The 25,273-nt window shown below is 71.7% G+C and carries 20 protein-coding genes; 10 read left to right on the forward strand and 10 right to left on the reverse strand.

Going from position 1 to position 25,273, the window contains the following annotated elements:
* Position 1: 1 nt before the first annotated feature.
* Both ACIQI8_RS36985 and ACIQI8_RS36990 read right to left on the reverse strand, forming a co-directional pair.
* Complete coding sequence (locus tag ACIQI8_RS36985; protein WP_402360784.1) at positions 2 to 1,291, reverse strand: ABC transporter substrate-binding protein; 1,290 nt, start codon at positions 1,289 to 1,291, stop codon at positions 2 to 4.
* Between the two features lie 14 nt (positions 1,292 to 1,305).
* Positions 1,306 to 3,366 carry a glycoside hydrolase family 27 protein gene (locus tag ACIQI8_RS36990; RefSeq protein ID WP_402361357.1) on the reverse strand — a complete coding sequence of 687 codons (2,061 nt, stop codon included), beginning with the start codon at positions 3,364 to 3,366 and terminating at the stop codon, positions 1,306 to 1,308.
* Positions 3,367 to 3,759: 393 nt separating this feature from the next.
* Between ACIQI8_RS36990 and ACIQI8_RS36995 the strand changes: the two genes are divergently transcribed.
* Positions 3,760 to 7,842, forward strand: coding sequence for a discoidin domain-containing protein (locus ACIQI8_RS36995; protein WP_402360787.1), 4,083 nt, complete (start codon positions 3,760 to 3,762; stop codon positions 7,840 to 7,842).
* Between the two features lie 110 nt (positions 7,843 to 7,952).
* Here the strand turns inward: ACIQI8_RS36995 and ACIQI8_RS37000 are convergent, their stop codons facing one another.
* Positions 7,953 to 8,627, reverse strand: coding sequence for a response regulator (locus ACIQI8_RS37000; protein ID WP_402360790.1), 675 nt, complete (start codon positions 8,625 to 8,627; stop codon positions 7,953 to 7,955).
* 14 nt (positions 8,628 to 8,641) lie between these two features.
* Entirely contained in the window at positions 8,642 to 9,910 is a 1,269-nt protein-coding gene (locus ACIQI8_RS37005) for a sensor histidine kinase (protein ID WP_402361360.1), read from the reverse strand.
* A 254-nt stretch (positions 9,911 to 10,164) separates the two neighbouring features.
* Here ACIQI8_RS37005 and ACIQI8_RS37010 point away from each other — a divergent pair, with 254 nt between their 5' ends.
* From ACIQI8_RS37010 to ACIQI8_RS37025, 4 genes are all read left to right on the forward strand, one after another.
* Complete coding sequence (locus tag ACIQI8_RS37010) at positions 10,165 to 10,881, forward strand: ABC transporter ATP-binding protein (protein ID WP_402360793.1); 717 nt, start codon at positions 10,165 to 10,167, stop codon at positions 10,879 to 10,881.
* Positions 10,878 to 13,229 (forward strand): FtsX-like permease family protein, encoded by a 2,352-nt coding sequence (locus ACIQI8_RS37015; protein ID WP_402360796.1) that lies wholly within the window; start codon positions 10,878 to 10,880, stop codon positions 13,227 to 13,229. Before ACIQI8_RS37010 ends, ACIQI8_RS37015 begins: the two co-directional genes overlap by 4 nt.
* An 88-nt stretch (positions 13,230 to 13,317) precedes the next feature.
* Positions 13,318 to 13,677 carry a DUF779 domain-containing protein gene (locus ACIQI8_RS37020; protein WP_402360799.1) on the forward strand — a complete coding sequence of 120 codons (360 nt, stop codon included), beginning with the start codon at positions 13,318 to 13,320 and terminating at the stop codon, positions 13,675 to 13,677.
* A 75-nt stretch (positions 13,678 to 13,752) separates the two neighbouring features.
* The gene (locus tag ACIQI8_RS37025; protein WP_402360802.1) at positions 13,753 to 14,988 is read left to right on the forward strand and encodes a phosphodiester glycosidase family protein; all 1,236 of its coding nucleotides are present in this window, start codon (positions 13,753 to 13,755) and stop codon (positions 14,986 to 14,988) included.
* A gap of 15 nt (positions 14,989 to 15,003) precedes the next feature.
* Here the strand turns inward: ACIQI8_RS37025 and ACIQI8_RS37030 are convergent, their stop codons facing one another.
* From ACIQI8_RS37030 to ACIQI8_RS37055, 6 genes are all read right to left on the reverse strand, one after another.
* Complete coding sequence (locus tag ACIQI8_RS37030; RefSeq protein WP_124000652.1) at positions 15,004 to 15,198, reverse strand: hypothetical protein; 195 nt, start codon at positions 15,196 to 15,198, stop codon at positions 15,004 to 15,006.
* A 156-nt stretch (positions 15,199 to 15,354) separates the two neighbouring features.
* Positions 15,355 to 16,212, reverse strand: a complete 858-nt coding sequence (locus tag ACIQI8_RS37035) for a phosphatidylinositol-specific phospholipase C/glycerophosphodiester phosphodiesterase family protein (protein WP_402360805.1) — start codon at positions 16,210 to 16,212, stop codon at positions 15,355 to 15,357.
* A 171-nt stretch (positions 16,213 to 16,383) separates the two neighbouring features.
* Positions 16,384 to 17,457, reverse strand: coding sequence for an acyl-CoA dehydrogenase family protein (locus ACIQI8_RS37040; protein ID WP_402360808.1), 1,074 nt, complete (start codon positions 17,455 to 17,457; stop codon positions 16,384 to 16,386).
* Positions 17,454 to 18,671, reverse strand: coding sequence for an acyl-CoA dehydrogenase family protein (locus ACIQI8_RS37045; RefSeq protein WP_402360811.1), 1,218 nt, complete (start codon positions 18,669 to 18,671; stop codon positions 17,454 to 17,456). Before ACIQI8_RS37045 ends, ACIQI8_RS37040 begins: the two co-directional genes overlap by 4 nt.
* Positions 18,668 to 19,675: an NADPH:quinone oxidoreductase family protein gene (locus tag ACIQI8_RS37050; protein WP_402360814.1), complete on the reverse strand. Its 1,008-nt coding sequence runs from the start codon at positions 19,673 to 19,675 to the stop codon at positions 18,668 to 18,670. The genes ACIQI8_RS37045 and ACIQI8_RS37050 overlap by 4 nt, the downstream gene beginning before the upstream one ends.
* A gap of 100 nt (positions 19,676 to 19,775) precedes the next feature.
* Positions 19,776 to 20,378, reverse strand: coding sequence for a helix-turn-helix domain-containing protein (locus tag ACIQI8_RS37055; protein WP_402360817.1), 603 nt, complete (start codon positions 20,376 to 20,378; stop codon positions 19,776 to 19,778).
* 77 nt (positions 20,379 to 20,455) lie between these two features.
* Between ACIQI8_RS37055 and ACIQI8_RS37060 the strand changes: the two genes are divergently transcribed.
* The 5 genes from ACIQI8_RS37060 (at position 20,456) to ACIQI8_RS37080 (ending at position 25,232) form a co-directional block, all read left to right on the forward strand.
* Positions 20,456 to 21,379: an NAD(P)/FAD-dependent oxidoreductase gene (locus ACIQI8_RS37060; RefSeq protein WP_402360820.1), complete on the forward strand. Its 924-nt coding sequence runs from the start codon at positions 20,456 to 20,458 to the stop codon at positions 21,377 to 21,379.
* A gap of 125 nt (positions 21,380 to 21,504) precedes the next feature.
* Positions 21,505 to 23,043: an ATP-dependent DNA ligase gene (locus ACIQI8_RS37065; protein WP_402360823.1), complete on the forward strand. Its 1,539-nt coding sequence runs from the start codon at positions 21,505 to 21,507 to the stop codon at positions 23,041 to 23,043.
* Complete coding sequence (locus ACIQI8_RS37070; protein ID WP_402360826.1) at positions 23,040 to 23,510, forward strand: NUDIX domain-containing protein; 471 nt, start codon at positions 23,040 to 23,042, stop codon at positions 23,508 to 23,510. Before ACIQI8_RS37065 ends, ACIQI8_RS37070 begins: the two co-directional genes overlap by 4 nt.
* Before the next feature lie 74 nt (positions 23,511 to 23,584).
* Positions 23,585 to 24,970 (forward strand): NADP-dependent succinic semialdehyde dehydrogenase, encoded by a 1,386-nt coding sequence (locus tag ACIQI8_RS37075; protein ID WP_402360829.1) that lies wholly within the window; start codon positions 23,585 to 23,587, stop codon positions 24,968 to 24,970.
* Between the two features lie 25 nt (positions 24,971 to 24,995).
* Positions 24,996 to 25,232, forward strand: a complete 237-nt coding sequence (locus tag ACIQI8_RS37080) for a DUF6213 family protein (RefSeq protein WP_280879016.1) — start codon at positions 24,996 to 24,998, stop codon at positions 25,230 to 25,232.
* Positions 25,233 to 25,273 lie beyond the last annotated feature (41 nt).

The following is a 25,273-nucleotide window of genomic DNA, read 5'->3' on the forward strand; positions in this document are numbered from 1 at the left end:
CTCAGGCGTTCCAGATCTTCTCGGCGTCGCGCTGCCAGTCGGTGAGGATGCTCCCGATCGACTTGGGCTTGGCCAGGAACTTGGTCAACGCGTTGTCGGCGGTGGGCTGGAGGGCGTCGCTGGAGTCCCGGTTGAAGAACTGGGTGATCTCGGCCGCCTCGTCGATGTGCTTGCGGCCCTTGATGACCAGCGGGGTGCCGGCGTCCTTCGCGTCGGGGTTGCAGGGCAGGACGGTGCCGGAGGAGCCCTTGATGTAGATCTCCTGGGCCTCGGCGGTGGCGAGGTACTTCATCAGGTCGGTGACCTGGTCCTTGCGGCCGGTGCGGGCGCTGGCGAAGTAGCCGTCGACGGGTGCTTCTTCGGCGAGCGGGATCTTGGAGTCGATGACGGGGAAGCGGAAGAAGTCGATGTCGTCCAGGGCGTCCTTGGGTGCCGCGTCGGCAAAGAAGGTGCCGATGAGCATCATGCCGCTGCGGCCGTTGAGCAGGGAGGTCGTCGCGTCCTGGAAGGCGACGGCGGTGCCGTTCGGATCGAAGTACGGCAGCACCTCCTGCCAGCGGTCGAAGACCTTGCGCACCTCGGGGTCGTCGAACCGGTGCTTCCCGGCGAGGAGTTCACGGTGGTACTGGGCGCCGTTGATCCGGATGTCCAGGTAGTCGAACCAGGCGGACGCGACCCAGGGGGTGTTGCCGCCCGCGCCGAGCCCGATCGGGGTGACGCCCTTGCTCTTGAGCTTGTCGCACAGGTCGAGGAAGTCGTCCCAGCTCTTGGGCTCGCTCACGCCCCACTTGGCGAAGTTGGACTTGCGGTAGAACATGCCCCACCAGTAGTAGGTGTTGGGCACGAAGACCTTCTTGCCGGAGCTCGCCGTGCAGAGCGTGTTCAGCGCCTTGCTGTACTTCTTGAGATCGGGCGAGGAGCTCCACACCTCGTCGAGGTCGAGCAGCAGGTTCTTCTTGGCGTAGGCGTCCGCCACCGAGCCGGGGTACCAGGTGTACACGTCCGGCGGGTTGGCCGAGGTGAGGTAGGTCGGCAGCTGGGTGCGGAAGGTCTCCGCGGCGACCGTGTTGAGGTTCGCCTTGCCGGATCCCTGCTTGGCGTAGGCGGCGACGACGTCCTGCATCGCGGCCTTGGCCTGCGGGGCGGACACGTTGGACTGGAGGGTCACCGCGCCCTTCGAGGAGCTCTTGCCGGTGGAGGTGGAGGTGACGCAGCCGCTGAGCAGTGCGGCGGTGCCGGCGGCACCGAGTCCGCCGAGGAAGAGGCGTCGGCTGGGCAGTTGGTTGGCCATGATTGATTCCTAATTTATTTGAATTCGGTCCGGTGCAGATAGCCGTCCACTCCGCGGAACACCGCGTCGACGGAGCCGTCGGGCCCCGCGACCACTCCCAGCGCCCCGTCGAAGGCGGCGCTCGGGAACTCCTGTCGCTTGCTCCAGCCCTGCCAGGCACCGTCGGCGTACCGCTGCTGCCAGAGCGTGTAGTCCGCGGCCCGCGCGTACAGCAGGACCGCGTCCCCGACGGCGACCAGCGTCGGACTGCCGCTGACCGTCCCGCCGAGCGAGATCCACGCCGACCACTGGCCCGACGTGTCGCGCGACCGCGTCCAGATGTCGTCCGCGGCGGTGCGTACGGCGACATGGACTCGCCCGAGCGCGTCGACGACGGCGGACGGACGCCCGTACGTGGCACGGTCGTTGGGCGCCCCGAGCGAGGACCACCCGGAGGCGGGACCGCGCTGTGTGATCAGCCCGTCGGCGCCGCGTGCGACGAGCGTCCAGTGCGCGGGGTCGGTGAAGGCGACGGAGGGTGCGTCGGTCAGCCGGCCGCCCAGGCTCTGCCAGTCGCTCCAGTGCCCGTGGTCGCGGACCCGCCGGTAGGCCCGGGAGTCGGCGCCCCGCACGAAGACGTCGATACGGCCACCGGCAGAGGCGTACGCGGCTGGCTGGCCCAGGATCCGGCCCTGTGCGGGGCCGCCGAGGTCACGCGTACGTCCGTTGTCGGTGCGCTGCACGAGGGAGCCGTGCGGCCCACGGGAGAAGGTGGTCAGTCCGGAGCCGTCACGCACGGCGGCCGGACTGGCCGTGGTCCTCTCGCCGAGGTCGGTGCCGGGCAGGGCGTCGGCGCCGGTCAGCTTGAGGAACGCGGTGCCGTGCGCGGGCACCTCCACGGTGTACGAGCCCGTGTGCGTGCCCTTGTCCGCCCGCGCCCGCAGGTCCCGTACCCGGACCGGGCCGCCGAGCCCGGCGTCCGCGAACCGCACGGTCCGCAGGGCGGGTTGGTCGGACCGGTTGAGCAGCACGACCGCACGCCGGCCGGGTCCGTCCAGCATCTTGCTGTACACGTCCCCGACCGAGTCCGAGGCCACCCTCACGCCCTGGATCGCGAGCGGGTCCTGGTCGACGGCGATGATCTCCGGGTTACGGAGGGTCTGGAGCATCGAGTCGGACAGCGTGCGCGGGTCGGAGCCGAGGACGAGCGGTGAGCCCATCTCGGCCCACATCACGAACTGGCTGGTGGACTCCTCCTGGGTCAGCTCGTACGACCCGTCGGTCATCTTGCGCATGGGGATCAGGTAGTCCGGGTCGTTGTAGTGACCGGGCCCCTGCGCCTCGGGGTGCCAGGCGTTGGCGTCCATGTTGCGCAGCACGTTGGGCCACTGGCCGGGGCTCGCGGTGCCCCAGGCGATGTCGGTGCCCGTACGCCAGGAGTCGGCGGCGGTCGGCGCGTAGACGTACGTGTTGTGCGCGTCCTGCTCGGGGGTGTGCGGCAGGCCCCAGTCGTCGGTGAGCGGATTGCACAGGTTCAGCAGCATCGTGCGGCCGGACTTGGCGACCGCGTCGCTGAACTCCTTGAAGGCCGGGCCGGGATCGAGCTTGGCGCCGATCCCGCACAGGAAGTCGACCTTGATCGCGTCGACCTTCCAGCCGGCGAACTGCCGCGCGTCCTGGTCGTAGTGGCCGCGGCTGCCGAGACCGCAGCTCTTGCCGCCGTCGTAGGTGCCGGCGTCGGTGTAGATGCCCGCACGGAGTCCACGCTTGTGCAGGTAGGAGACGAGTGCCGGGATCCCGGAGGGGAAGCGATCCGCGTTGGCCACCAACCGCCCCTGTGCGTCACGGGGGTTGTCGGCCTGCCAGCCGCCGTCCAGCCACACGATGTCGTAACCGCTGTCCCGCAGACCGCTGCTGACCAGCTTGTCGGCGACCGAGCGGACCTCTTTCTCGGTGGGGGCGCCGAGCCCGTAGTAGGTGTTCCAGCCCATGTAGGGCGTCGGGGCGAGACCGCTGTCGTAGTACGCGGGGGCGCCCTGGTCCACGGCGCCCTGCCCCGTGGGCGCCTGCGCCGACGCCTCGGGGGTCTGCGCCATCGCCGTGGGAGCCGCGGTCACGGCGAGGACCGTCGCGATCGCGGCGGCCGTGCCGGCTCGGCGCCCGAGTCTGTGGCCTGCGGTCTTGCGGCCTTGCGGGTGTGAGGTCACGTGCCTCTCCGGGGGATGGGGATGCGGACGGCGTGACATGCGGCCGCCCCCAGGACGGCGGCCTCGACGTCACGGCGACGACTGTGGCGCGCGGCCGAAACCTTGTCAATATTAATTACTAATTTATTCCTGGAGGCCTTGCGTGACCGCCGGAAACCTTGACAGCCCACCCCCGCGGGTGCAGTGTTTGGCAACGTTGTCAGAGCCGCACTGGCAACGTTGTCAGCAGGCTGCCCCAGAGCCGGCCCGCGCCCTGAACTTCCCTGATCGGAGCCGCAATCCATGTCGGATCAGCCGTCCAGACCTTCACGCCGCACCGTCCTGTCCACCGGCTCCGCCCTGCTGGCCGGCTTCGGCCTCGGCATGACCTCGACCACCGACGCCTTCGCGACCGGATCCGGACAGGCGAGCCGACCGGTGGCGCCGGGCGAGCTGGCCGGATATCGGCCCGTCACCGTCTCCTCGACCGACTACGCGCCCACCCCGGCGGAGTTCGTGGTCGACAAGGTGACGTCCACCGGCGTGCGCGGCACGGGCTGGCGCGCGGCGGCCGGCGATCCCCAGTGGATCTCGGTCGACCTCCAGGCGCTGTGCGAGGTCGACTCGGTCCACCTCACCTTCGAAGCGACCGCGGACGACCCTGCGTTCACGGAGTCGACCAGTGGCAGTCCGCGCAACGACACGACCGGCCAGGAGATCCTCTCCAGCTGCGCGGTCGACTACGTCGTGGAGACCTCGCGGGACAACAAGGCCTGGACGACGGTGTACAGCACCACCTCCGGCAAGGGCGGGGTCGTGGAGATCGCCCTGGCCAAGCCGGTCAGCGCCCGCTGGGTCCGCATGACGGTGCGCAAGCGCTCCAACACCAACCCGCTCGGCCTCAACGGCTTCCAGGTGTACGGCACATGCCGCACCGCCCGCCCCGAGGCCACCGGCTGGACGGACTGGGGCGTCCACCACCGCACTCCCCCGGCTCTCAAGGTCGCCGAGGACGGCACCGTCCCGCTGGAGTCCGGCTGGGACCTGACGATGGACGACTGGGCCGCCGGTGACGGCGCCGCCCTGTCCAAGTCCTCGGCGGACACGAGCCGTTGGCTGCCGGCGACGGTCCCCGGCACGGTCACGACCTCGCTCGTCGACCAGGGCCATCTGCCCGACCCGGTGGCCGGATTCAACAACCTCCATGTCCCGGAAGCCCTTTCGCGCCACTCCTGGTGGTACCGGCGCGAGTTCCACCTCCCCAAGGGTCTGCGCACCGGCGCCGGACGCCACATCTGGCTGGAGTTCGACGGGGTCAACCACAAGGCGGACGTCTGGCTCAACAGCAGCTCCGTCGGCGAGGTCGCCTTCACCTTCGCGCGCGCCGCCTTCGACGTCACCGAGCTGCTGGCCACCGGCGGCGACGCCGCGCAGGCCCTCGCCGTGCGGATCACGCCGATGCCGTTCCCGGGCAGCCCGGGCGACAAGGGCCCGGCGGGTCTCGCGTTCGTCGACGCCGGCGCGAACATGATGAACCGCAACTCCCCCACGTATCTGGCCTCTTCGGGCTGGGACTGGATGCCCGCGGTCCGCGACCGGGCGGCCGGCATCTGGAACCACGTCCGGCTGCGCTCCACCGGCGCCGCGGTCATCGGCGACCCGCGCGTGGACACCCGGCTGCCCGACCTCCCGGACACCGGCACCGCCGAACTGACCATCACCGTGCCGGTGAAGAACGCGGACACCGCCGACCGGAAGGTCACCGTCTCCGCGGCCTTCAAGGGCGTACGCCTCACCCAGACCGTCACGGTCGCCGGCGGCGAGAGCACCGACGTGGTCTTCGCCCCCGCCGACAACCCCCAACTCCGGCTGCGCAACCCGGCGTTGTGGTGGCCCAACGGCTACGGCGAGGCCACCCTGCACGACCTCACCCTCACCGCCTCCGTCGGCGGCGCGGAGAGCGACCGGCGCACCACCCGCTTCGGGATCCGCCAGTTCGGCTACGAGTACGAGGTGCCGCTGACGTTCCAGACGGGCGGCGACTCGTACGCGCAGACGGTGAACTTCACCCGCCGCAAGGCGCGTTACGTACGGATCATGTGCCATACGCGCGCGACGAGTTGGGGCTCGTCGATGTGGGCCCTGTCGGTCGTGGACAGCACGGCGCAGGACACCGACCTGGCTCTCGGCAGGACGGCCACGTCCTCCTCGGTCGACGACCCCGGCAACCAGCCGGGCAACGCGACCGACGGTGACGCGGGCACGCGCTGGTCCTCGTCCTTCGACGACGACCAGTGGATCCGCGTCGACCTCGGCTCCTCGGTCTCCTTCGACCGGGTCGTGGTGACCTGGGAGCAGGCGTACGCGAAGACGTTCACCGTCCAGGTCTCCGACGACGGCGACAACTGGACCGACGCGGCCTCGGTGGACAACTCGGCAGTGCCGCTGCCGTTCCGGGCCGGTGGGGCGGCGAGCATCCAGAGCGTGGACCTGGCGGCGCAGAGCGCCCGGTATCTGAGGATCTTCTGCCGTGAGCGAGCGACGGGTTACGGCTCCTCGATGTGGGCCCTGTCGGTCGTGAACAGCGCGTCGCCGGACACCGACCTCGCCCTGCACAGGACGGCGACCTCGTCCGCCGACGAGAACTCGGGCAATGGGCCCGGCAACGCCACCGACGGCGACCCCGGCACCCGCTGGTCCTCCTCCTACGAGGACAACCAGTGGATCCGCGTCGATCTCGGCTCGACCGTGTCCTTCGACCGGGTGGTCATCACCTGGGAAGCGGCCTACGCCAAGAAGTACACGATCCAGGTCTCCGACAACGGCGACGACTGGACCGACGTGAAGTCCGTCGACAACAGCACCAAGCCGTTGAAGATCAGCGTCAACGGCACCCGGGTCTTCTGCCGGGGCGGCAACTGGGGCTGGGACGAACTGCTGCGCCGGATGCCGAAGTCCCGCATGGACGCGGCCGTGCGGATGCACCGGGACATGAACTTCACGATGATCCGCAACTGGGTCGCCAGCAGCAACCGCGAGGAGTTCTACGCCAGTTGCGACGAGCACGGCATTCTGGTGTGGAACGACTTCCCCAACGCGTGGGGAATGGACCCGCCGGACCACAAGGCGTTCCTGGACACCGCGCAGGACACCGTGCGCCGGTACCGGATCCACCCGAGCGTCGTGGTGTGGTGCGGCGCCAACGAGGGCAACCCGCCCGCGGCGGTCGACGACGGCATGCGGGCGGCGGTGCGCGCCGAGGCACCCGACCTGCTCTACCAGAACAACTCCGCGGGCGGGATCGTCTCCGGCGGCGGCCCCTACGGCTGGGTCGAGCCGGAGCGCTATGCCTCCGCCGCCACCTACGGCGGTGGCGTCTTCGGCTTCCACACCGAGATCGGCATGCCGGTGGTGTCGACGGCCGAGACCCTGCGCAACCTCGTCGGCGACGAGCCCGAGTGGCCGATCGGCGGCGCCTGGTACTACCACGACTGGAGCACCCGCGGGAATCAGGCGCCGCAGAACTACCGCGCCGCCATCGAGTCCCGCCTGGACACGACCACCGGCCTGGAGGACCTCGCCCGCAAGGCGCAGTTCGTCAACTACGAGAACCACCGCGCCATGTTCGAGGCCTGGAACGCCAACCTGTGGGAGGACGCCAGCGGGTTGATGCTGTGGATGTCCCACCCCGCCTGGTACAGCACGGTGTGGCAGACCTACGACTACGACTTCGACGTCAACGGCGCCTATTACGGCTCCAGGAAGGCGAGCGAGCCCGTCCACGTCCAGGCGGACTCGGCGAGCGGCAAGGTGATCGCGGTCAACCACACGCCGAAAGCGATCAAGGGCGCCACGGTCTCCGCCCGCTGCTACGACCTGACGGGACGTCAACTCGCGGCCGAGCAGCGCACTAAGGTCGACATCGCGTCCTCGGCGACCACGAGCGCGTTCACGGTGAGCAGGGACGGCCTCCCGGACTTCCACCTCCTCCGGGTGCGTCTGACGGACGCGCGCGGTGAGCTGCTGTCCGAGAACACGTACTGGCGCTACAAGAACCCGCAGGACATGCGGGCGCTGAACTCCGCGGCGCGAACCCGTGTCTCGGTCGACATCACCGACACGGACCACTCGGGCGCCCGCCACGGCCTCGCCGCCCGCCTCCGCAACCGCGGTTCGTCGGTCGCGGCGATGGTGCGCCTCTCCCTCCTCGACGCGAAGTCGGGCGACCGGGTGCTGCCCACCCTCTACAGCGACAACTACCTGTGGCTGCTGCCGGGCGAGTCCCGCACCGTCACCGCGTCCTGGCCCGCCGAAGCCCCGGGCGGCTCCCGCCCGAAGCTGCGGGTGGAGGGCTACAACGCGCCCACGGCCACGGCGAGGCCGTAGGACAGGATCCGGCCGTGGTCAGGGCGGTCGGAACACAGGAGTCGAGGGCCGGGCACGTGCGCCGGGCCCTCGACTTCTTGCTGCTGCGCGGCGCCGGGCGCAGAGCGCCGTCAGAGACTCGACCGCGGACTCACCAGTCCCGTCTCGTACGCCACCACCACCGCCTGGGCCCGGTCGCGCAGGGTGAGTTTGGTGAGGATGCGGGAGACGTGGGTCTTGACGGTGGTCTCGGACAGGTGGAGTCGGGCGGCGAGTTCGGCGTTGCTGAGGCCCTCGGCGAGGAGCCGCAGCACGTCGAGTTCGCGTGGTGTCAGAGCCGCCAGGTCGCGGTGCAGAGCGGCCGACGCGGTGCTGGTGCGGGCGAAGCGTTCGACCAGGCGGCGGGTGATGGCGGGGGCGAGCAGCGCGTCGCCGGCCCGTACCGTGCGGACGGCGGCGACGAGTTGTTCGGGCGTGACGTCCTTGAGGAGGAAGCCGCTGGCTCCGGCGGACAGCGCCGCGTACACGTAGTGGTCGAGGTCGAAGGTGGTGAGCATGACCACGCGAGGCGCCTCCGTGGCACCTTCCAGGATGCGTCTGGTGGCCTCCAGGCCGTCCATGTCGGGCATCCGGATGTCCATCAGCACCACGTCGGGCAGGGTGCGCCGGACCGCCGCCACGGCCTCGCCCCCGTCGGCCGCCTCGGCGACCACCTCGATGCCGTGCGCGCCGAGGATCAGCCGGAAGCCGGTGCGCACGAGTGCCTGGTCGTCGGCGACCACGACCCGCGGGGGCGGTGAGTTCACTGGGGACTCCAACTTCACTGATGGCGCAGGGGGATGAGGGCGTGCACGCGGTAACCGCCCAGGGGGCGCGGGCCGGTGCGCAGGGTGCCGCCGTGGATGGCGAGGCGTTCGCGCAGGCCGATCAGTCCGCGTCCGTTGCCGGTGGCCGCGGCGGGGGCGGGCGGGCCGCCGGTGTCGCTGATCTCCACGTCCAGGTCCTCGGCACCGTACGCGATCCGCACGCTCGCCTCGGCGCCGGTGGCGTGCTTGACGGTGTTGGTCAGGGCCTCCTGCACCACGCGGTAGGCGGCGAGTTCGACGCCCGGTGAGAGCGCGGCGGGTGCGCTTCCGGTCACCGTCAGCTCGACCGGCAGTCCGGCGGCGCGCATCCGCCCGACGAGGGAGTCCAGTTGGGCCAGCCCGGGCTGCGGCCCCAAACACTGCTGATCAAGGTCGTCGGTGTCCGGGGTGAGCAGTCCCATGACCTGCCGCAGCTCCCCCATCGCGGCCCGGCCGCCCGTCTCGACCGCGAGCAGCGCCTCGCGCGCCTCCTCGGGCGAGCTCTCCATGATCGTGCGGGCGGCGCCGGCCTGGATGACCATCACGCTGACGTTGTGCGTGACGACGTCGTGCAACTCCCGGGCGATCCGGGCGCGTTCGAGCTCGACGGCCCGGCGCAGCGCCTCGGCCTGCTCGTGCTCCACGGCGGTCAGCCGGGTCCGGGTCTCGGCGGCCCGGCGCCGCCAAGTGCGCAGTCCCACGGCGGCGATGACCAGCGGCACGGACAGCAGCAGCGGCACGAACCGGGTCGGCACGGTCGGCTCGGCCGCGAGACTGGGCGGCACGGGGTAGGGAAGCGGATACGCGTAGGGATAGGGCTGGTCGCCGCCGTCCCCGGGCAGGCCGATCAGCGCGACCGCGCCCACCAGGCTCACCAACGTGCCCACCCGGTAGGGGCTGTAGGCCGCCGCGGAGTAGGCGGCGATGACGCACTGGTAGAAGGTGATCCGGGCGACGCTGTCCGGCGTGAGCGCCGTCGCCGTCATGACGATCCAGAGCACGGTCAGCGGATAGCGGCGCCGCAGGGCGAGCGCCCCCGAGGCCACGAAGACCAGGTCGAGCAGGCCCACCATGCTGTGCCCGTGCGACTGTTCGTACCCGTCGTCCATCGTGAACTGGACCGACAGCCCGGCCAGGACCAGCGCCAGCGCCCCGTCGGCGAGCCGGTCGCGCCGGCTCGGCACGGGCAGGGGACCGGTCGGCCGCAGCAACGCCCCGGCGCCGGCGCGCAGTCGGCCCGGCATGCCCTGTCCCACCCGCTCCCACACGGTCACCGGCCCATTCTCCCGAGCGGGCGGCACGGCGGGAATCCCTCCGCGGGCCTGGCCGGGTACATCCGGCACGTACATCTCAGGGATGACATCGCACGCCGTCGTCCGCACGGGGTACGCCGATTACCCCCGGCGGCCGTCGTGCCCGCACCGCGTCCGTTCCTAGCGTCCTCGCATCCGATACGAGGACACCCTCGCCGTCGCGGCGAGGACCGAGGGAGTGGGCCATGAGCACACCCGTGATCGAACTGCACGAGGTCGGCCGCCGCTACGACGCCGGACCACCGGCGCTGCGGGAGGCGTCGCTGACCGTACGGGCCGGGGAGGCGGTGGCGATCCTGGGGCCGTCGGGCAGCGGCAAGTCGACACTGCTCAACCTGGTCGCGGGGCTGGACCGGCCGGACGAGGGGACGGTCACCGTGGACGGCGTCCGCGTGGACCGGCTCGGCGAGGCGGCCGCGGCGCGCTATCGGCGTACGAAGGTCGGCATGGTGTTCCAGTTCTTCAACCTGCTGGACGACCTGAGCGTCGCCGACAACGTGCTGCTGCCCGCCCGCCTTGCGGGCCTCGGCCGGCGTGAGGCGCAGCGCCGGGCGGACGATCTGCTGGAGTCGCTCGGCATCGCCCGGCACGCACGGACCTACCCGGGCCGGCTGTCCGGCGGCGAGCGGCAACGGGTCGCGGTGGCCCGGGCCCTGATGAACCGTCCGCCCCTGCTGCTCGCCGACGAGCCGACCGGCGCGCTGGACTCGGCGTCCGGTGAGGACGTGTGCCGGCTGCTGCGGGAGCTCAACGGCGAGGGGCAGACGGTGGTCGTGGTCACCCACGACCTGGCGCTGGCGCGGTCGTGCACGCGCCGCACCGTCCATCTGGTCGACGGCCGGATCACCTCCGACGCCGCGACCTCGACGGACGTCGGCACGGCCACGGAGCCGGTCCGATGAGCGCGCTGGTGAGGGTCGTCCGCGTGGGCATGGCCCGGCGCCGGGTGCAGACCCTGGTGATCGGTCTCGCGACACTGCTCGCGGTGACGGCGTCCGTGCTGGGCGGGTCGCTGCTGGTGGCGTCCCAGGCGCCCTTCCAGAAGGCCTTCGACCGTCAGCACGGGGCGCAGCTGACCGTGGGGTTCGACGCGGACAAGGTCACCGAGGCACAGGTGAGGGCGTCGGCGCGGGCCGCCGGGGTCGAGGCCTCCGCCGGCCCCTTCCCCACCGTCTCGGTGGGCCTGGGCATCAACGCGCAGGCCACCGTGCCGCTGTCACTCGTGGGCCGCGCGAGCGCCGGCCAGGCCGTCGACAAGGTGGACGTGACCGAGGGCCGCTGGGTGGAGAAGCCCGGCGAGATCGTCATGTCGGCGGACTCCGGCCCGTCCGTGCGCCTGGGCCAGGAGCTGACCTTCCCCGACCAGCCCGGCAGCCCGACGCTGACGGTGGTCGGGATCGCCCGCTCGGTCAGCCGCACCGCCGACGGCTGGGTGCTGCCGTCCCGGATCGCCGGCCTCACCGCGTCCGGCGAGCCCGACGGCTACCAGATGCTCTACCGCTTCACCCACGCGGCCACTTCGGCGCAGGTCACCCACGACCGGGCCGCGGTCGCCGCGACGGTACCGGCGAAGTCCGTCACGGGCTCGCAGTCCTGGCTGTACGTCAAGAAGACGGCCACCCGCGAGACCTCGCTGTTCGTGCCCTTCCTGGTCGCGTTCGGTGTCCTCGGCCTGGTCATGTCGGTGCTGATCGTCGGAAACGTGGTCGCGGGCGCGGTGGCCACCGGCATCCGGCGCATCGGCGTCCTCAAGGCCGTCGGCTGCACGCCCGGTCAGGTCGTGCGGGCCTGCGCGGGCCAGGCCGTGCTGCCGGCCGCGGTCGGCGCGGGCCTCGGCACGGTCGCGGGTCACCTGCTGGCCGTACCGCTGCTGTCCGAGACGGAGGACGCGTACGGCACGTCCGGGCTCGGCGTGGAGGTGTGGGTGGACGTGCTGGTGGTCGGCGGGGTGCTGGTGGTGGTCGCGGCGACGGCCTGCGCGAGCGCCTGGCGGGCCGGGCGGCTGCGTACGGTCGACGCGCTGTCCGTGGGCCGCACGCCCGCTCCGGGCCGGGGCCGGCGGGCGGCCCGGCTCACCGCGCGGCTGCCGCTGCCGCGGCCGGTCGGCCTGGGCCTGGCCCGGCCGTTCGCCCGTCCCGCGCGCACGCTCTCGATGGTGGCGGCGGTCGCGTTCGGCGCGGCGGCGGTCACTTTCGCCACCGGTCTGTCGTCCTCGCTGGGCGAGGTGATCGCCGCGAAGAACCACAACGCGGCCGACGTCACGGTCGCCACGCCGGGTCCGGGCGGCCCGCGGAACAGGGAACAGGTACAGCAGGGCACGACACCCGCCGATCCGGCGAAGGTCGTCTCGGCGATCCGGGACCAGCCGGGCACCCGCCGCTCCTACGGCTCCGCGAGCACGGAGTCGACGCTGTCGGGCGTGTCCGGGGACGTCACCCTGTTCGCCTTGGACGGTGACGCCTCCTGGGGCGGCTTCCGGATGCTCTCGGGGCGCTGGCTCGCGGCACCGGGCGAGGCCGTGGTCGCGTCCCCCGTACTGACCGCGGCCGGCGCCGAGGTCGGGGACACGGTCACGCTGAACGTCGGGAGCAAACCGGTGTCGGTCCGGATCGTCGGCGAGGTCTTCGACACCGGCGACGACGGCATGCGCGTCTTCACCGAGGCCGACACCCTCAAGTCGGCCGCACCGGACCTCGAGCCCACCACGTACGCCATCGACCTGAAGCCGGGCACCGACACGGACGCCTACGTCGACGCGCTCAACGCCGACCTCGAACCACTGGGCGTCAGCGCGACGAGCGCCAAGTCCCTCAACGGCAGCGACACCGTCACCGTCCTCAACTCCCTGACGGCGTTCCTGACCGCGCTGCTGGTCTGCGTCGCCGCGCTGGGGGTTCTGGGCGGGGTCGTCCTGGACACCCACGAACGCGTCCGCGAGCTGGGCGTCCACAAGGCCCTCGGCATGACACCCCGCCAGACCGTCACCCTGGTCGTCGCGTCGGTCGTCCTGCCGGGAGTCGTCGGGGGCGTCCTCGGCGTACCGCTCGGGGTGGCGGTGCACGACGCGGTCCTGCCGGCGATGGGCCACAGCGCCGGACTGCGCCTGCCAGGCTCGGTCACCTCTGTCTACGGCGGTCCCGAACTGGTCCTGCTGGCCCTCGCCGGCACGGCGGTCGCCGTCCTGGGCTCGCTGCTGCCGGCCGGCTGGGCGGCCCGGATCCGCACGGCGACCGCCCTGCGCGCGGAGTAGGGCGCGGGGAGCGAAGCTGTCGTGCAAGGGAGCCGTGCGAGGGAGCCGTGCAACCCTCTCGCAACCTTGTCCGTGCTGCCCTGGTGGCATGGACGAGGACACTCCGCGCGTCGAACTCACCCCCGCCGCCGCCGACCTGCTGCGCACACTGCACGGGACGCACGGCCCGCTGATGTTCCACCAGTCGGGCGGCTGCTGCGACGGCAGCGCGCCCATGTGCTACCCGGAGGGCGAGTTCCGCACCGGGGGCTCGGACGTGCTGCTCGCGGAGCTGGAGGTCGAGGGCGTGGCCGAGCCGGTGACCTTCTGGATGTCGCGCAGCCAGTACGAGGTGTGGAGCCACACGCGGCTGATCATCGACGTCGTAGCGGGTCGCGGCAGCGGTTTCTCGCTGGAGGCGCCCGAGGGGCTGCGTTTTCTCACTCGTTCTCGCGTAGTCGGCGCTTAGGAACCCCGCCGGTCACCACCGTCTGATGCACTTCTCCTGAGTCCTGGGACAGTTGACGAGACTTCAGGGGGCACGGTGACGCGTCGTCAAAGACGTCGTTCGGCACACAGATCGGTACTGGCGTTTCTCACGGCACTCGGCGCGCTGGCCGGTGCGGCCCTGGCGGGGGCGGCACCGGCCGGCGCCGTGCCGAGGGCCGTTCCCGTCGGTTCGGGGGTCACCTACCAGGAGTTCGACATCCAGGGGATCAAGGGGCTGACGCACGCCCACCTGGTCACCGTGGACCTGCGCGACGCGCGCGTGAAACTCGATCTGCTGTACCCGGGAGCGGTCGCCTCCCGGGCCGCCCTGTCCTCGCTGGCCGACGCCAGGGGCGCCGTCGCGGCCGTCAACGGCGACTTCTTCAACATCACCGAGGCCCAGCACCCTGGCGTCGAGGCGACGTTCGCCACCGTGGGCCCGGCGATCGCGAGCGGCCGCACGCTGAAGGCGGCGGTGCCGGGCGGACAGCGCTTCGGCCCCTCCATGCCGCCGGGCCGCACCACCGAGGACGTCATCGGCGTGGGCGTCGACCGCAGGGCCCGGCTGGACAGCCTGAGCCTCAGCGGCTCGGTCCGCACACCGGCGGGGCGACTGCCGCTCGGCGGGCTCAACCAGTACGCGCTGCCGGTGGGCTCCGTCGGCGCGTTCACGTCCGACTGGGGCAGCGCCTCCCGGGTGCGCGCCACCTGCGGCACCGACACCAACCGCGCCGCGGCGTGCAGCACGGACACCTACGAGGTGACGATCCGCCACAACCGGGTGGTGGCGACGGCGGACACCCCGGGCAAGGGCGCCATCGCGGCCGGGACCACGGTGCTGGTCGGCCGCGAGGCGGGCGCGCAGCACCTGCGGAAGTTCTTCAAGGGCGAGCCGGTGACGGTGAAGCGGCGGCTGGTGGCATCGGCCTCCGGGATCCCGTACCGCTTCGCGCTCGGCGGCTATCCGGTGCTCATGGCAGGCCGGCCGCTGGCCGGTCTCGACAACGCGGTCGCGGCCGTGCGCACCGCCGTCGGCATCGCGGACGACGGCCACAAGCTGCTGCTGTTCGCGCTGGACGGCGCCCCCGCCTACCGCACCGGTCTGACGATCGCCGAAGTGGCCACCACCATGCGGTCGTTGGGCTCGGTGGACGCCTTCAGCCTGGACGGCGGCGGCTCGTCGGAACTGGTCGCCCGCGAGCCGGGCGCGAGTGCCGTGTCCGTACGCAATCACCCCTCCGACGGTTCGGAGCGCCCGGTCCCGACCGGCATCGGGGTCTTCACCGAGTAGCGAACGCGGCGGTCCTCACGGCCGCAGACTGCTGACGATGTCGGCGGTCGCCGTGAGGCCGCCGTGGATGGTGGGCGCCATGCTCGTGCCGGCCAGGAAGAAGCCGAGCAGGACGCACACCAGGGCGTGCGAGACCTTCAGCCCGCCGCTGCGCAGGAAGATCACCGCCAGGATCAGGAGCAGCACCAGCACAGAGATGGAAATGGCCATCGTCAACCTCCTCCGCCACGCCCGTTTCGCGGCGTTCGGCCGCAAGTGTGGCGTAGCGGAGGCTTCGTCCTGGCGGCTGACCCGCCCCCCGGACGTGTGATGTCCGTGGTGCCGCGTTGACGCCCGGCGGCGGGCGTCCAGTTGACCGCCGGCCGCCTACCGGTGAGCGTCCAGGAAGGCCTCCAGGCCGGCCAGGTCGTCGGTGTTGAAGTAGTCGATGCCGGCGTCGAGCAGTTCGGTCCACAGCGCGTCCCGGGCGGGCCCGGCCGCCTCGGGGGTGTTCCAGAAGCGCACCTTCTGCCCGCGGCGGTGTGCCTGGCGGATGATGTCGCGCAGCTTCTGCCGCTCCGCCTCCGGGAAGGCGCCCGCGCCCAGCCAGGTGAAGTTGAGCTGCCAGTTGTCGCTGATCAGCGGGACGAAGGAGGCGGGCGCCGAGGTGCCGAGGTCGGTGAGGCGACCGTCGTAGAAGGCGCGCCGCACGGTCTGCGCCTCCATGGGGATGCGGGCGGCCCGGTCGCCGGAGATGACGTTGGTGACCGCGCCGGGGTGCACCCGGCCATGCGCGTACGTGGTGAACAGGTGCTTGTAGCGCTGGAGATGGCGGTCGAGTTCGAGGTACGTGGCGGAGCCCTCGGTCTTGATGTCGATGAGCAGTTGCAGCGGCTTGCGGTAACCCCGGTACACGGAACCGTGGTTGCGCTTGACCAGGGCGGCCAGCGGGTCGAGGTAGAGGGACTCCAGGGTGCGCTTCGGGTCCAGTTGGGTCGCGTCGTGCGCGATCAGGAGCTGGTCGCCGACGAGGAAGATGTCGGCCTCGACGCTGCCGAAGCGGTGGTCGAGGGCGTCGAAGAGGGGGCGCGGATGGTCGTAGTCGTTGTGGGCGTGGGCCTTCCACAACGGGCGCGGCCGGTGCTTGCCGTCGCTCGCGAACGCACTGCCCGCGGGCGGGGCGAGCACGGCCGCGGTGGCGGCGCCGAGGGTGGTGAGAACTCTGCGACGAGTGAGGTGGGCCATGTTCTGCCTCCCTGTGGGGCGGGTCGGAACCACAGGGAGTATGCGGCGGGACCAGGCTCGATGAACCTGTACCTGCCAGGAGTTGGCCGGACTGCCGTCGCTCGTTCACTCCTTCCGTCCAGCCGCACGAAAAAGCCCGCCCCAGGTGGGGCGGGCTTCACCGGGTGAATCTCAGGGGGCTTGGAGGTCGACGAGTTCGGCCAACTCGGCGCGGTGGGCGCCTGCCGTGCCGTAGGCGATCGAGTCGGCCTTGGCCCGCTTGAGGTAGAGGTGGACCGGGTGCTCCCACGTCATGCCGATGCCGCCGTGCAACTGCAGTGCCTCCTCGGCCGCGTGGACCGCGACCCGTGCCGCGTAGGCCTGCGCGACGGCGACCGCCACATCCGCGTCCGCACCGGTGGCGAGCGCGTCGGCGGAATTGCGGGCGGCGGCCCGGAGGTTGACGACCTCCAGCCACAGCTGGGCGAGCCGGTGCTTGAGCGCCTGGAAGCCACCGACCGGCCGGTTGAACTGCTTGCGCTCCTTCAGGTAACGCACGGTCTCCGTCAACGTCCAGTCGGCGACACCGAGTTGCTCGGAGGCGAGCAGCCCGGCACCGGCCCGCAGCGCACGCCGCACGGCGGGTCCGCCATCACCGACGAGGCGGCCACGCGCCCCGTCGAAGGCCACGGTCGCGACCGGCCGGGTCAGGTCGAGCGAGACCTGCGGGGCGACGGCGACCTCGGCCGCCTCCACCGCGTACAGCCCCCCGTCCTCAGCCGGCACCAGCAGCACATCGGCGACGGCCGCGTCCGCGATGCCGGTCAACTCCCCGTACAGCAAACCGTCTTCGAGTCGTACGGTCCTGAACGCGCCGCGCGGAGCGACGTTCAGGGCGACGGCGAGAGCGCCGATGCGCCGGCCCGAGGCCAGCTCGGCGAGGAGGTCGTCGGCGTCGCAGGCGAGCAGGGCCTCGGTGGCGACGACGGCGCTCGTCAGGTAGGGCACGGGAGCGACCGCGCGCCCCAACTCCTCCAGGACGACGGCGGCTTCGCGGTGGGTGGCACCCTGACCGCCCTTGTCCTCGGGCACCAGGAGACCGGCCAGGCCCATGCCGTCGGCGAGGGACTTCCACAGCGACAGGTCGTGCGGGGCGTCCGACTCGGTGCGCTTGATCACGCTCGCCGCGTCGCAGTGGTCGGTGAGCAGGTCACGGACGGCGGCGCGGAGGGCCTCTTCCTCCTCCGAGTACAGCAGGTCGGTCATCGGGCCAGGTCCTTCCACGCGACGTCCTTGTCGGTGCGCGGCTCGGCGGGCAGGCCCAGGACGCGTTCGGCGACGATGTTCAGCAGGACCTCGCTGGTCCCGCCCTCGATGCTGTTGCCCTTGGAACGGAGGTAGCGGTAGCCGGCGTCACGGCCGACGAAGTCCACCAGCTCGGGGCGGCGCATGGTCCAGTCGTCGTACAACAGGCCCTCCTCGCCACGGAGTTCGACCTCCAGGCCGCTGATCTCCTGGTTGAGGCGGGCGAAGGAGAGCTTCATGCCGGAGCCCTCGTAGCCGGGCTGGCCCGCGACGAGCTGCTGGCGCAGGCGTTCGGCGGTGAGGCGGGCGACCTCGGACTCGACCCACAGCCCCAGCAGCCGCTGGTGGAGGTCGGGGGTGCGCAGCTCGGGGCGCTCGCGCCAGGTCCTGGCGACCGGGCCGATCATTCCGCCCTCGCGGGGCAGCCGCATGCCGCCGATGGCCACGCGTTCGTTGTTCAGGGTGGTCTGCGCGACCCGCCAACCGTTGCCGACGTCGCCCAGGCGGCGGGAGTCGGGGATGCGGACATTGGTGAGGAAGACCTCGTTGAACTCGGCCTCGCCGGTGATCTGGCGCAGCGGGCGGACCTCGACGCCCGGGTCGGTCATGTCGCAGAGGAAGTACGTGATGCCCGCGTGCTTGGGCACGTCCGGGTCGGTGCGGGCGATGAGGATGGCCCAGCGGGCGAGATGGGCGCTGGACGTCCACACCTTCTGCCCGTTGACCAACCAGTCTCCCCCACTCTCGACTTCGCTCGACCGGGAGGGGCCCCCATCCTCACGGACGGCCCGGGTACCGAGAGCGGCCAGGTCGGACCCGGCACCCGGCTCGCTGAAGAGCTGGCACCAGACCTCCTCCCCCACCCAAAGGGGCCGCAGGAAGCGCTGCTTCTGCTCCTCGGTGCCGTACTGGAGGATCGTCGGCGCGGCCATTCCGAGGCCGATACCGATGCGCCGCGGGTCGTTGTCGGGTGCGCCGGCCGCCGCCAACTCGGCGTCCACGACGGACTGGAGGGAGCGCGGCACACCGAGTCCGCCGAGTCCCTCGGGGTAGTGCACCCAGGCGAGCCCGGCGTCGAAGCGGGCCTTGAGGAAGTCGAGCCGGTCGGTGGTGGCGGGCGGGTACGCGGCGAGCAACTCCGCGGTGCGGCGCGTCAGTTCGGCTGCGTCGGTCATACGGCGGCTCCGCTCTCCTGAGATTTGTTCCCCTGAGACCCGGCCTCCAGCGACGGGACGATGACGACCCGGCCCGTGGTGGTGCCGTCGCCGACCCGCTGCACGGCGTCCGCGGCGCCCGCCAGCGGTACCCGCTCGCTCACCAGCGGCTTGATGGCGCCGCGCGCGGCCAGGCCGGTGAGCTCCTCGTGGCAGCGCAGGATCAGCTTCGGGTTCTTGGTGGCGTACAGGCCCCAGTGCAGGCCGAGGATCGAGTAGTTCTTCACGAGGGCGTGGTTGAGCCCCGGGCTGGGGATGACCCCGCTGGCGAACCCGACGACCACGATCCGCCCCTCGAAGGCGACGACCTTGGTCGACTGCGTGTAGGCCTCGCCGCCAACCGGGTCGTAGACCACGTCGGCGCCCCGTCCGCCGGTGGCCTCCTTGACCCGGGCGACAACGTCCTCGCTCCGCCGGTCGATGACGACGTCACAGCCCAACTCCCGCGCCACGCTCACCTTTTCGGCCCCGCCGACGACCCCGATGACGGTGGCGCCCGCGGCCTTGCCGAGCTGGACTGCCGCGCTGCCGACCCCGCCGGCGGCGGCGTGTACGAGCAGCGTCTCGCCCGCCTCCAGGTGAGCCCTGCGGTGCAGGCCGAACCAGCCGGTCTGGTAGCCGATGTGCAGCGCGGCGGCCTCGGCGTCGTCCAGCGAGTCAGGCGCGGGCAGGAGGCCGACGGCATCGGCGACGGCGTACTCGGCGAAACCGCCGTACGGCAGCGCGGGGTTGGCGATCACGCGGCGCCCGTCCTCGGTCTCGCCGCAGATCTCCACGCCCGGGGTGAACGGCAGCGGCGGGCGCACCTGGTACTGCCCCCGGGCCATCAGCACATCGGGGAAGTTGATGTTCGCGGCACGCACCTTCAGCAGCACCTGACCGTCACCGGGCGTGGGCGTCTCCACGTCCTGGAGCCGCATCACCTCGCTCGGCTCACCGTTCTCGTGCACTTGCCATGCCTGCATGCGGTGCCTCCACGCGACTGCCTCGCCCGACGGGGTTCGAAACGCATACTAAGCGGTCGCTTGCCCTCTGGGAACCGCCCGCACGGAACCGTCACCCACGTCACGCCCGCTTGGGCCGCGCCCGCACATGCATCCGCTCTCCCTGCGGCCCGAACAGGCTCAGGAACTCCACCGGCCCCTCCCCCGTCGACCCGAACCAGTGCGGCACCCGGGTGTCGAACTCGGCCGCCTCACCCGCGCCCAGCACCACGTCGTGCTCCCCCAGCACCAGCCGCAGCCGCCCGGACAGCACGTACAGCCACTCGTACCCCTCGTGCGTGCGTGGGTCCGGCTCCAGCTTCCGCTGCGGCTCCAGCACCTTGTACGCCTGAAGTCCGCCGGGCTGGCGGGTCAGCGGCCAGTGGGTGCGTCCGCCCATCACGATCGGCTTCGCCCGCACCCGCGGATCGCCGGGCGCCGGCGCCCCGACCAGCTCGTCCAGCGGCACCTGGTGGGCCCGCGCGATCGGCAGCAGCAGCTCCAGGCTGGGCTTGCGCAGCCCCGACTCCAGCCGCGAGAGCGTGCTCACCGAGATGCCGGTCGCCTCGGAGAGCCCGGCGAGGGTCGCGCCCCGCTCCTTGCGGACCCGCCGCAGCCGCGGGCCGACCTCGGCAAGGACCTCGCTCGTGCCGTCGCTCGGGCCGTCGTGCGTGTCGTCACTCATACGGGTATTGCAGTTTCGGCAAACGAGTTTGTCAATCCCGCGCCTTGGCGGGACGGTCGTCGTGGAGGTGGTCAACCATGACCGACAGGTACGAAGTGGTGATCGTCGGCGGCGGAGCGGCCGGGCTCTCGGCCGGGCTGGTGCTGGGCCGTGCCCGGCGGCACACCCTCGTCGTCGACGCCGGCGAACCGCGCAACGCGCCCGCCGCCCACATGCAGGGCTATCTGACCCGGGACGGCATGTCCCCGGCGGAGTTCCTGGCGACCGGCCGCGAGGAGATCGCGCGCTACGGCGTCGAACTGGTCCGGGACCGCGCGGTGGACGCGACACGGGACGGCGACTTCACCATCACGCTGGCCGGCGGCCGGACCGTACGGGCCCGCGCCCTGGTCATCGCCACCGGCCTCAAGGACGAGCTGCCGAACATCCCCGGCCTCGCCGAGCGCTACGGCCGTGACGTGCTGCACTGCCCCTACTGCCACGGCTGGGAGGTGCGCGACCAGGCCTTCGGCGTGCTCGCGACCACGCCGATGAGCGTGCACCAGGCACTGATGGTGTCCCAGTGGTCGAAGGACGTGACCTTGTTCCTGCACACCATCGCCGAGTCCGAACTGACCGACCACGACCTGCGCCGACTGGCCGCGGCCGGGGTCAAGGTGGTGCCGGGCGAGGTCGCCGGGCTGGTGGTGACCGACGACCGGCTGAACGGCGTCCGTCTGGCGGACGGCACGGTCCACGACCGGTCGGTCCTCTTCACGGCCCCGCGCGCGATCCCGCAGACCGAGCTGCCGGCTCGGCTAGGTGCCGACATGCAGGAGACACCGTTCGGCACCTATCCGGTGATCGACGAGCGAGGCCTGACGTCCGTGCCGGGGCTGTGGACGGCCGGGAACGCGAGCGGATTCGCCGAGCAGGTGATCAACGCGGCCAGCCGAGGCTACCGGGCGGGCGCGGCGATCAACGGAGAGCTGCTGATGGCCGACCTGGACGCAACGCCTTAGGGGCGCGGGGCTGTGTACATATGCGGCTCCGCCGCATGGGCGCGACCAGCCACAACAGACCCGCAGTCGACAAACGACCCGTATTTCGGGGTGAAGACCAGCGGAGCGCGTTGCAGGATGGCTGCATGCTGCTTGCCCGGCTGGCCCACGTGTCCCAGGAGGTCGCCGCCACCTCGGCGCGATCCCGGAAGATCGCCCTGCTCGCGGAGCTGTTCCGGGACGCCGAGCCGGACGACGTCCCGATCGTCATCCCGTACCTCGCCGGACGGCTGCCGCAGGGACGGCTCGGTGTCGGCTGGAAGGTGCTGAGCAACCGGGTCGCCCCGGCCGCCGAACCCACCCTCACCGTCCGCGAGGTGGACGCCCTTCTCACCGACCTCGGCAAGGTCGCGGGCGCCGGCTCGCAGGCGGAACGGGCCCGGCTGGTCGGGGAGTTGATGGGCGCGGCGACGGAAGAGGAGCAGCGCTTCCTGTTCGGGCTGCTCACCGGTGAGGTACGCCAAGGCGCGCTCGACGCCGTGGCGGTCGAGGGCCTCGCGCAGGCGACCCAGGCACCGCCGGCGGACGTACGGCGGGCGGTGATGCTCGCTGGTTCCGTACAACCGGTGGCCCAGGCCCTGCTCGCGGAGGGCCCCGCCTCCCTGGACCGCTTCCGCCTCACCGTCGGCCGTCCGGTCCAGCCGATGCTCGCGCACACTGCCTCCTCGGTCGCCGAGGCGGTCGAGAAGCTGGGCACGTGCGCGGTGGAGGAGAAGCTGGACGGCATCCGCGTACAGGTGCACCGCGACGGCGACACCGTGCGGATCTACACCCGCACGCTCGACGACATCACCGACCGGCTGCCCGAAGTGACGGCCGCCGCAATGGAGTTGAGAGGCGAGCGGTTCATTCTCGACGGCGAGGTCATCGCGTTCGACACGGACGGCCGACCGCGCTCCTTCCAGGAGACCGCGGGGCGGGTCGGCTCCCGTGTGGACGTGGCGGCGGCCGCCCGCGAGGTCCCGGTCTCGCCCGTGTTCTTCGACGCCCTGTCGGTCGACGACCGTGACCTGCTCGACCTGCCGTTCGTCGAGCGGCACGCGGAGCTGGCCCGACTGGTGCCGGAGCCGATGCGGGTGCGGCGCGCGCTGGTGTCCGGGCCCGAGGACACGGCGGCGGCGGAGGCCTTCCTCGCCGAGACTCTGGCGCGCGGGCACGAGGGAGTCGTGGCCAAGGCCCTCGACGCGGCCTACAGCGCCGGCCGGCGCGGTGCCTCCTGGCTGAAGGTGAAGCCCGTGCACACCCTCGACCTGGTGGTCCTGGCCGCCGAGTGGGGCCACGGCCGCCGCACCGGCAAGCTCTCCAACCTCCACCTCGCCGCCCGCAACCCGGACGGCACCTTCGCCATGCTCGGCAAGACCTTCAAAGGCATGACGGACGCGATGCTCACCTGGCAGACCGAGCGCCTCCAGGAACTGGCCGTCGAGGACAACGGCTGGGGGGTGACCGTACGCCCCGAACTCGTGGTCGAGATCGCCTACGACGGTCTGCAGAAGTCGACCCGCTACCCGGCCGGCGTCACCCTCCGCTTCGCCCGCGTGATCCGCTACCGCGAGGACAAGCGGCCGGAGGAGGCGGACACCGTGGAGACCCTGCTGGCCGCACACCCGGAGGTCAAGCCGTGACCGGGCCGAAGCGCAGCGCGGGTCTGCTGCTGTACCGGCGGACCGGCGACGGACTCGAAGTCCTCCTCGGCCACATGGGCGGCCCCTTCTTCGCCAGGCGCGACGCCGGGGCGTGGTCGGTCCCGAAGGGTGAGTACGAGCCCGAGGAGGAGACCGCCTGGGACGCGGCCCGGCGCGAGTTCCAGGAGGAGCTGGGGCTGGCGCCGCCCGACGGGGAGGCGGTGCCGCTCGGCGAGGTGCGGCAGACGAACGGCAAGATCGTCACGGTGTGGGCGATCGAGGCCGATCTGGACCCGGCGACGATCGAGCCGGGCACCTTCCGGATGGAGTGGCCGCCGAAGTCGGGACAGCTGCGGGAGTTCCCCGAGCTGGACCGCGTCGAGTGGTTCGCGCCGGACCGGGCCCGGGATGTGATCGTCAAGGCGCAGGCCGCGTTTCTCGACCGGCTGGCGGAGCACTCGGACTGAACAGCGGCCCACACGTTGCGGTGCCCGGCGCCGCGCGGGAAGGTCGGAGCAAGCCCGCCCCCAGGAGGTCAGCCATGCCCATCGCGACGGTCAACCCGGCGAACGGCGAGACGCTCAAGACGTACGAAGCCATGGGCGAGGAGGAGGTGGAACGCCGGATCCGGCTCGCCGAGGCGACGTTCCGCACCTATCGCACCACGACGTTCGCCGAGCGCGCCCGCCTCCTGACCCGGGCCGCCGAACTCCTCGACGAGGACCAGGCCGACATCGGCGCGGTCATGACCACCGAGATGGGCAAGCCGGTCAAGCAGGCCCGCGCGGAGGCGGCGAAGTGCGCCAAGTCGATGCGCTGGTACGCAGAGCACGCGGAGGGGCTGCTGGCCGACGAGGAGCCCGCGGAGCACGACGTGAAGGACTCCGGGGGCTCCCGCGCCCTGGTCCGCTACCGGCCGCTCGGCCCGGTCCTCGCCGTCATGCCCTGGAACTTCCCGCTCTGGCAGGTGATCCGCTTCGCCGCGCCCGCGCTGATGGCGGGCAACGTCGGCCTCCTCAAGCACGCCTCCAACGTCCCGCAGACCGCCCTGTACCTGGAGGACCTCTTCCACCGGGCGGGCTTCCCGGAGGGCTGCTTTCAGACCCTGCTCATCGGCTCCGGCGCGGTCGACGAGATCCTGCGCGACGAGCGGGTCCGGGCGGCCACGCTCACCGGCAGCGAGCCGGCCGGGCGGGCCGTCGCCTCCACCGCCGGCGAGATGATCAAGAAGACGGTGCTCGAACTCGGTGGCAGCGACCCGTACATCGTCATGCCCTCCACGGACATCGACCGGGCCGCGAGGATCGCGGTCACCGCGCGTGTGCAGAACAACGGGCAGTCGTGCATCGCCGCCAAGCGGTTCATCGTGCACACGGACGTGTACGACGCGTTCGCCGAGCGGTTCGTCGCCGGCATGAAGGCGCTCACCGTCGGTGACCCCATGGACGAGGGCACGGACGTCGGGCCGCTCTCCACCGAACAGGGACGGGCCGATCTGGAGGAACTGGTCGACGACGCCCGGCGCAGCGGCGCGGCCGTGCTGTGCGGGGGTGAGCGGCCGGACCGGGAGGGCTGGTGGTACCCGCCGACGGTCCTGGCCGGCATCGACCGCGAGATGCGCATCCACCGCGAGGAGGCGTTCGGCCCGGTCGCCACGCTGTACCGGGCGGGCGACATCGACGAGGCCGTGCTGATCGCCAACGACACGCCGTTCGGGCTGAGTTCCAACGTCTGGACCCGGGACGACGCCGAGGTGGACCGGTTCGTACGGGATCTTGAGGCGGGCGGGATCTTCTTCAACGGCATGACCGCGTCCCATCCGGCGTTCCCGTTCGGCGGGGTGAAGCGGTCCGGGTACGGGCGTGAGCTGTCCGGGCACGGAATCCGGGAGTTCTGCAACATCACGACGGTTTGGCACGGAGCGTGAACGCCGCGCGGCTACCATCCCGTCTGTGAACCGCGAAGTGACTCTGCCTCTGATCGTCGACGACCGCGGGACCTTGCAGGTGGCTGCGGCGGATGTGAGCAAGCTGCTGCGCACGGTGGGTGGGCGGTGGCTGCACCTTGTCGAGGCCGGGGAGGAGGCCCTCGACGAAGACACGGTCGCTGCTCTCACGATCGAGCTTGCGAAGCTGGCCGATCGGATCGATGTGGCCTGCATTGCGCACAGCAGCGGGGGCGCGTCGTAGGGGTGCTTGTGGTTTGCCGGGCGCGGGTTGAGTGTGGCTGG

Source organism: Streptomyces sp. NPDC092369 (assembly GCF_044755245.1).
GTDB lineage: Bacteria > Actinomycetota > Actinomycetes > Streptomycetales > Streptomycetaceae > Streptomyces.

Bases quoted from the DNA above. Each gene is read 5' to 3' on its own strand.
- ACIQI8_RS37050 (WP_402360814.1), bottom strand. From the start codon at position 19,675: ATGCAGGCATGGCAAGTGCACGAGAACGGTGAGCCGAGCGAGGTGATG.
- ACIQI8_RS37020 (WP_402360799.1), top strand. From the start codon at position 13,318: ATGGACGAGGACACTCCGCGCGTCGAACTCACCCCCGCCGCCGCCGAC.
- ACIQI8_RS37015 (WP_402360796.1), top strand. From the start codon at position 10,878: ATGAGCGCGCTGGTGAGGGTCGTCCGCGTGGGCATGGCCCGGCGCCGG.
- ACIQI8_RS37005 (WP_402361360.1), bottom strand. From the start codon at position 9,910: ATGCCGGGCCGACTGCGCGCCGGCGCCGGGGCGTTGCTGCGGCCGACC.
- ACIQI8_RS37030 (WP_124000652.1), bottom strand. From the start codon at position 15,198: ATGGCCATTTCCATCTCTGTGCTGGTGCTGCTCCTGATCCTGGCGGTG.
- ACIQI8_RS36995 (WP_402360787.1), top strand. From the start codon at position 3,760: ATGTCGGATCAGCCGTCCAGACCTTCACGCCGCACCGTCCTGTCCACC.
- ACIQI8_RS37010 (WP_402360793.1), top strand. From the start codon at position 10,165: ATGAGCACACCCGTGATCGAACTGCACGAGGTCGGCCGCCGCTACGAC.
- ACIQI8_RS37065 (WP_402360823.1), top strand. From the start codon at position 21,505: ATGCTGCTTGCCCGGCTGGCCCACGTGTCCCAGGAGGTCGCCGCCACC.
- ACIQI8_RS37075 (WP_402360829.1), top strand. From the start codon at position 23,585: ATGCCCATCGCGACGGTCAACCCGGCGAACGGCGAGACGCTCAAGACG.
- ACIQI8_RS36985 (WP_402360784.1), bottom strand. From the start codon at position 1,291: ATGGCCAACCAACTGCCCAGCCGACGCCTCTTCCTCGGCGGACTCGGT.
- ACIQI8_RS37040 (WP_402360808.1), bottom strand. From the start codon at position 17,457: ATGACCGACCTGCTGTACTCGGAGGAGGAAGAGGCCCTCCGCGCCGCC.
- ACIQI8_RS37060 (WP_402360820.1), top strand. From the start codon at position 20,456: ATGACCGACAGGTACGAAGTGGTGATCGTCGGCGGCGGAGCGGCCGGG.
- ACIQI8_RS36990 (WP_402361357.1), bottom strand. From the start codon at position 3,366: ATGGCGCAGACCCCCGAGGCGTCGGCGCAGGCGCCCACGGGGCAGGGC.
- ACIQI8_RS37045 (WP_402360811.1), bottom strand. From the start codon at position 18,671: ATGACCGACGCAGCCGAACTGACGCGCCGCACCGCGGAGTTGCTCGCC.
- ACIQI8_RS37035 (WP_402360805.1), bottom strand. From the start codon at position 16,212: ATGGCCCACCTCACTCGTCGCAGAGTTCTCACCACCCTCGGCGCCGCC.
- ACIQI8_RS37055 (WP_402360817.1), bottom strand. From the start codon at position 20,378: ATGAGTGACGACACGCACGACGGCCCGAGCGACGGCACGAGCGAGGTC.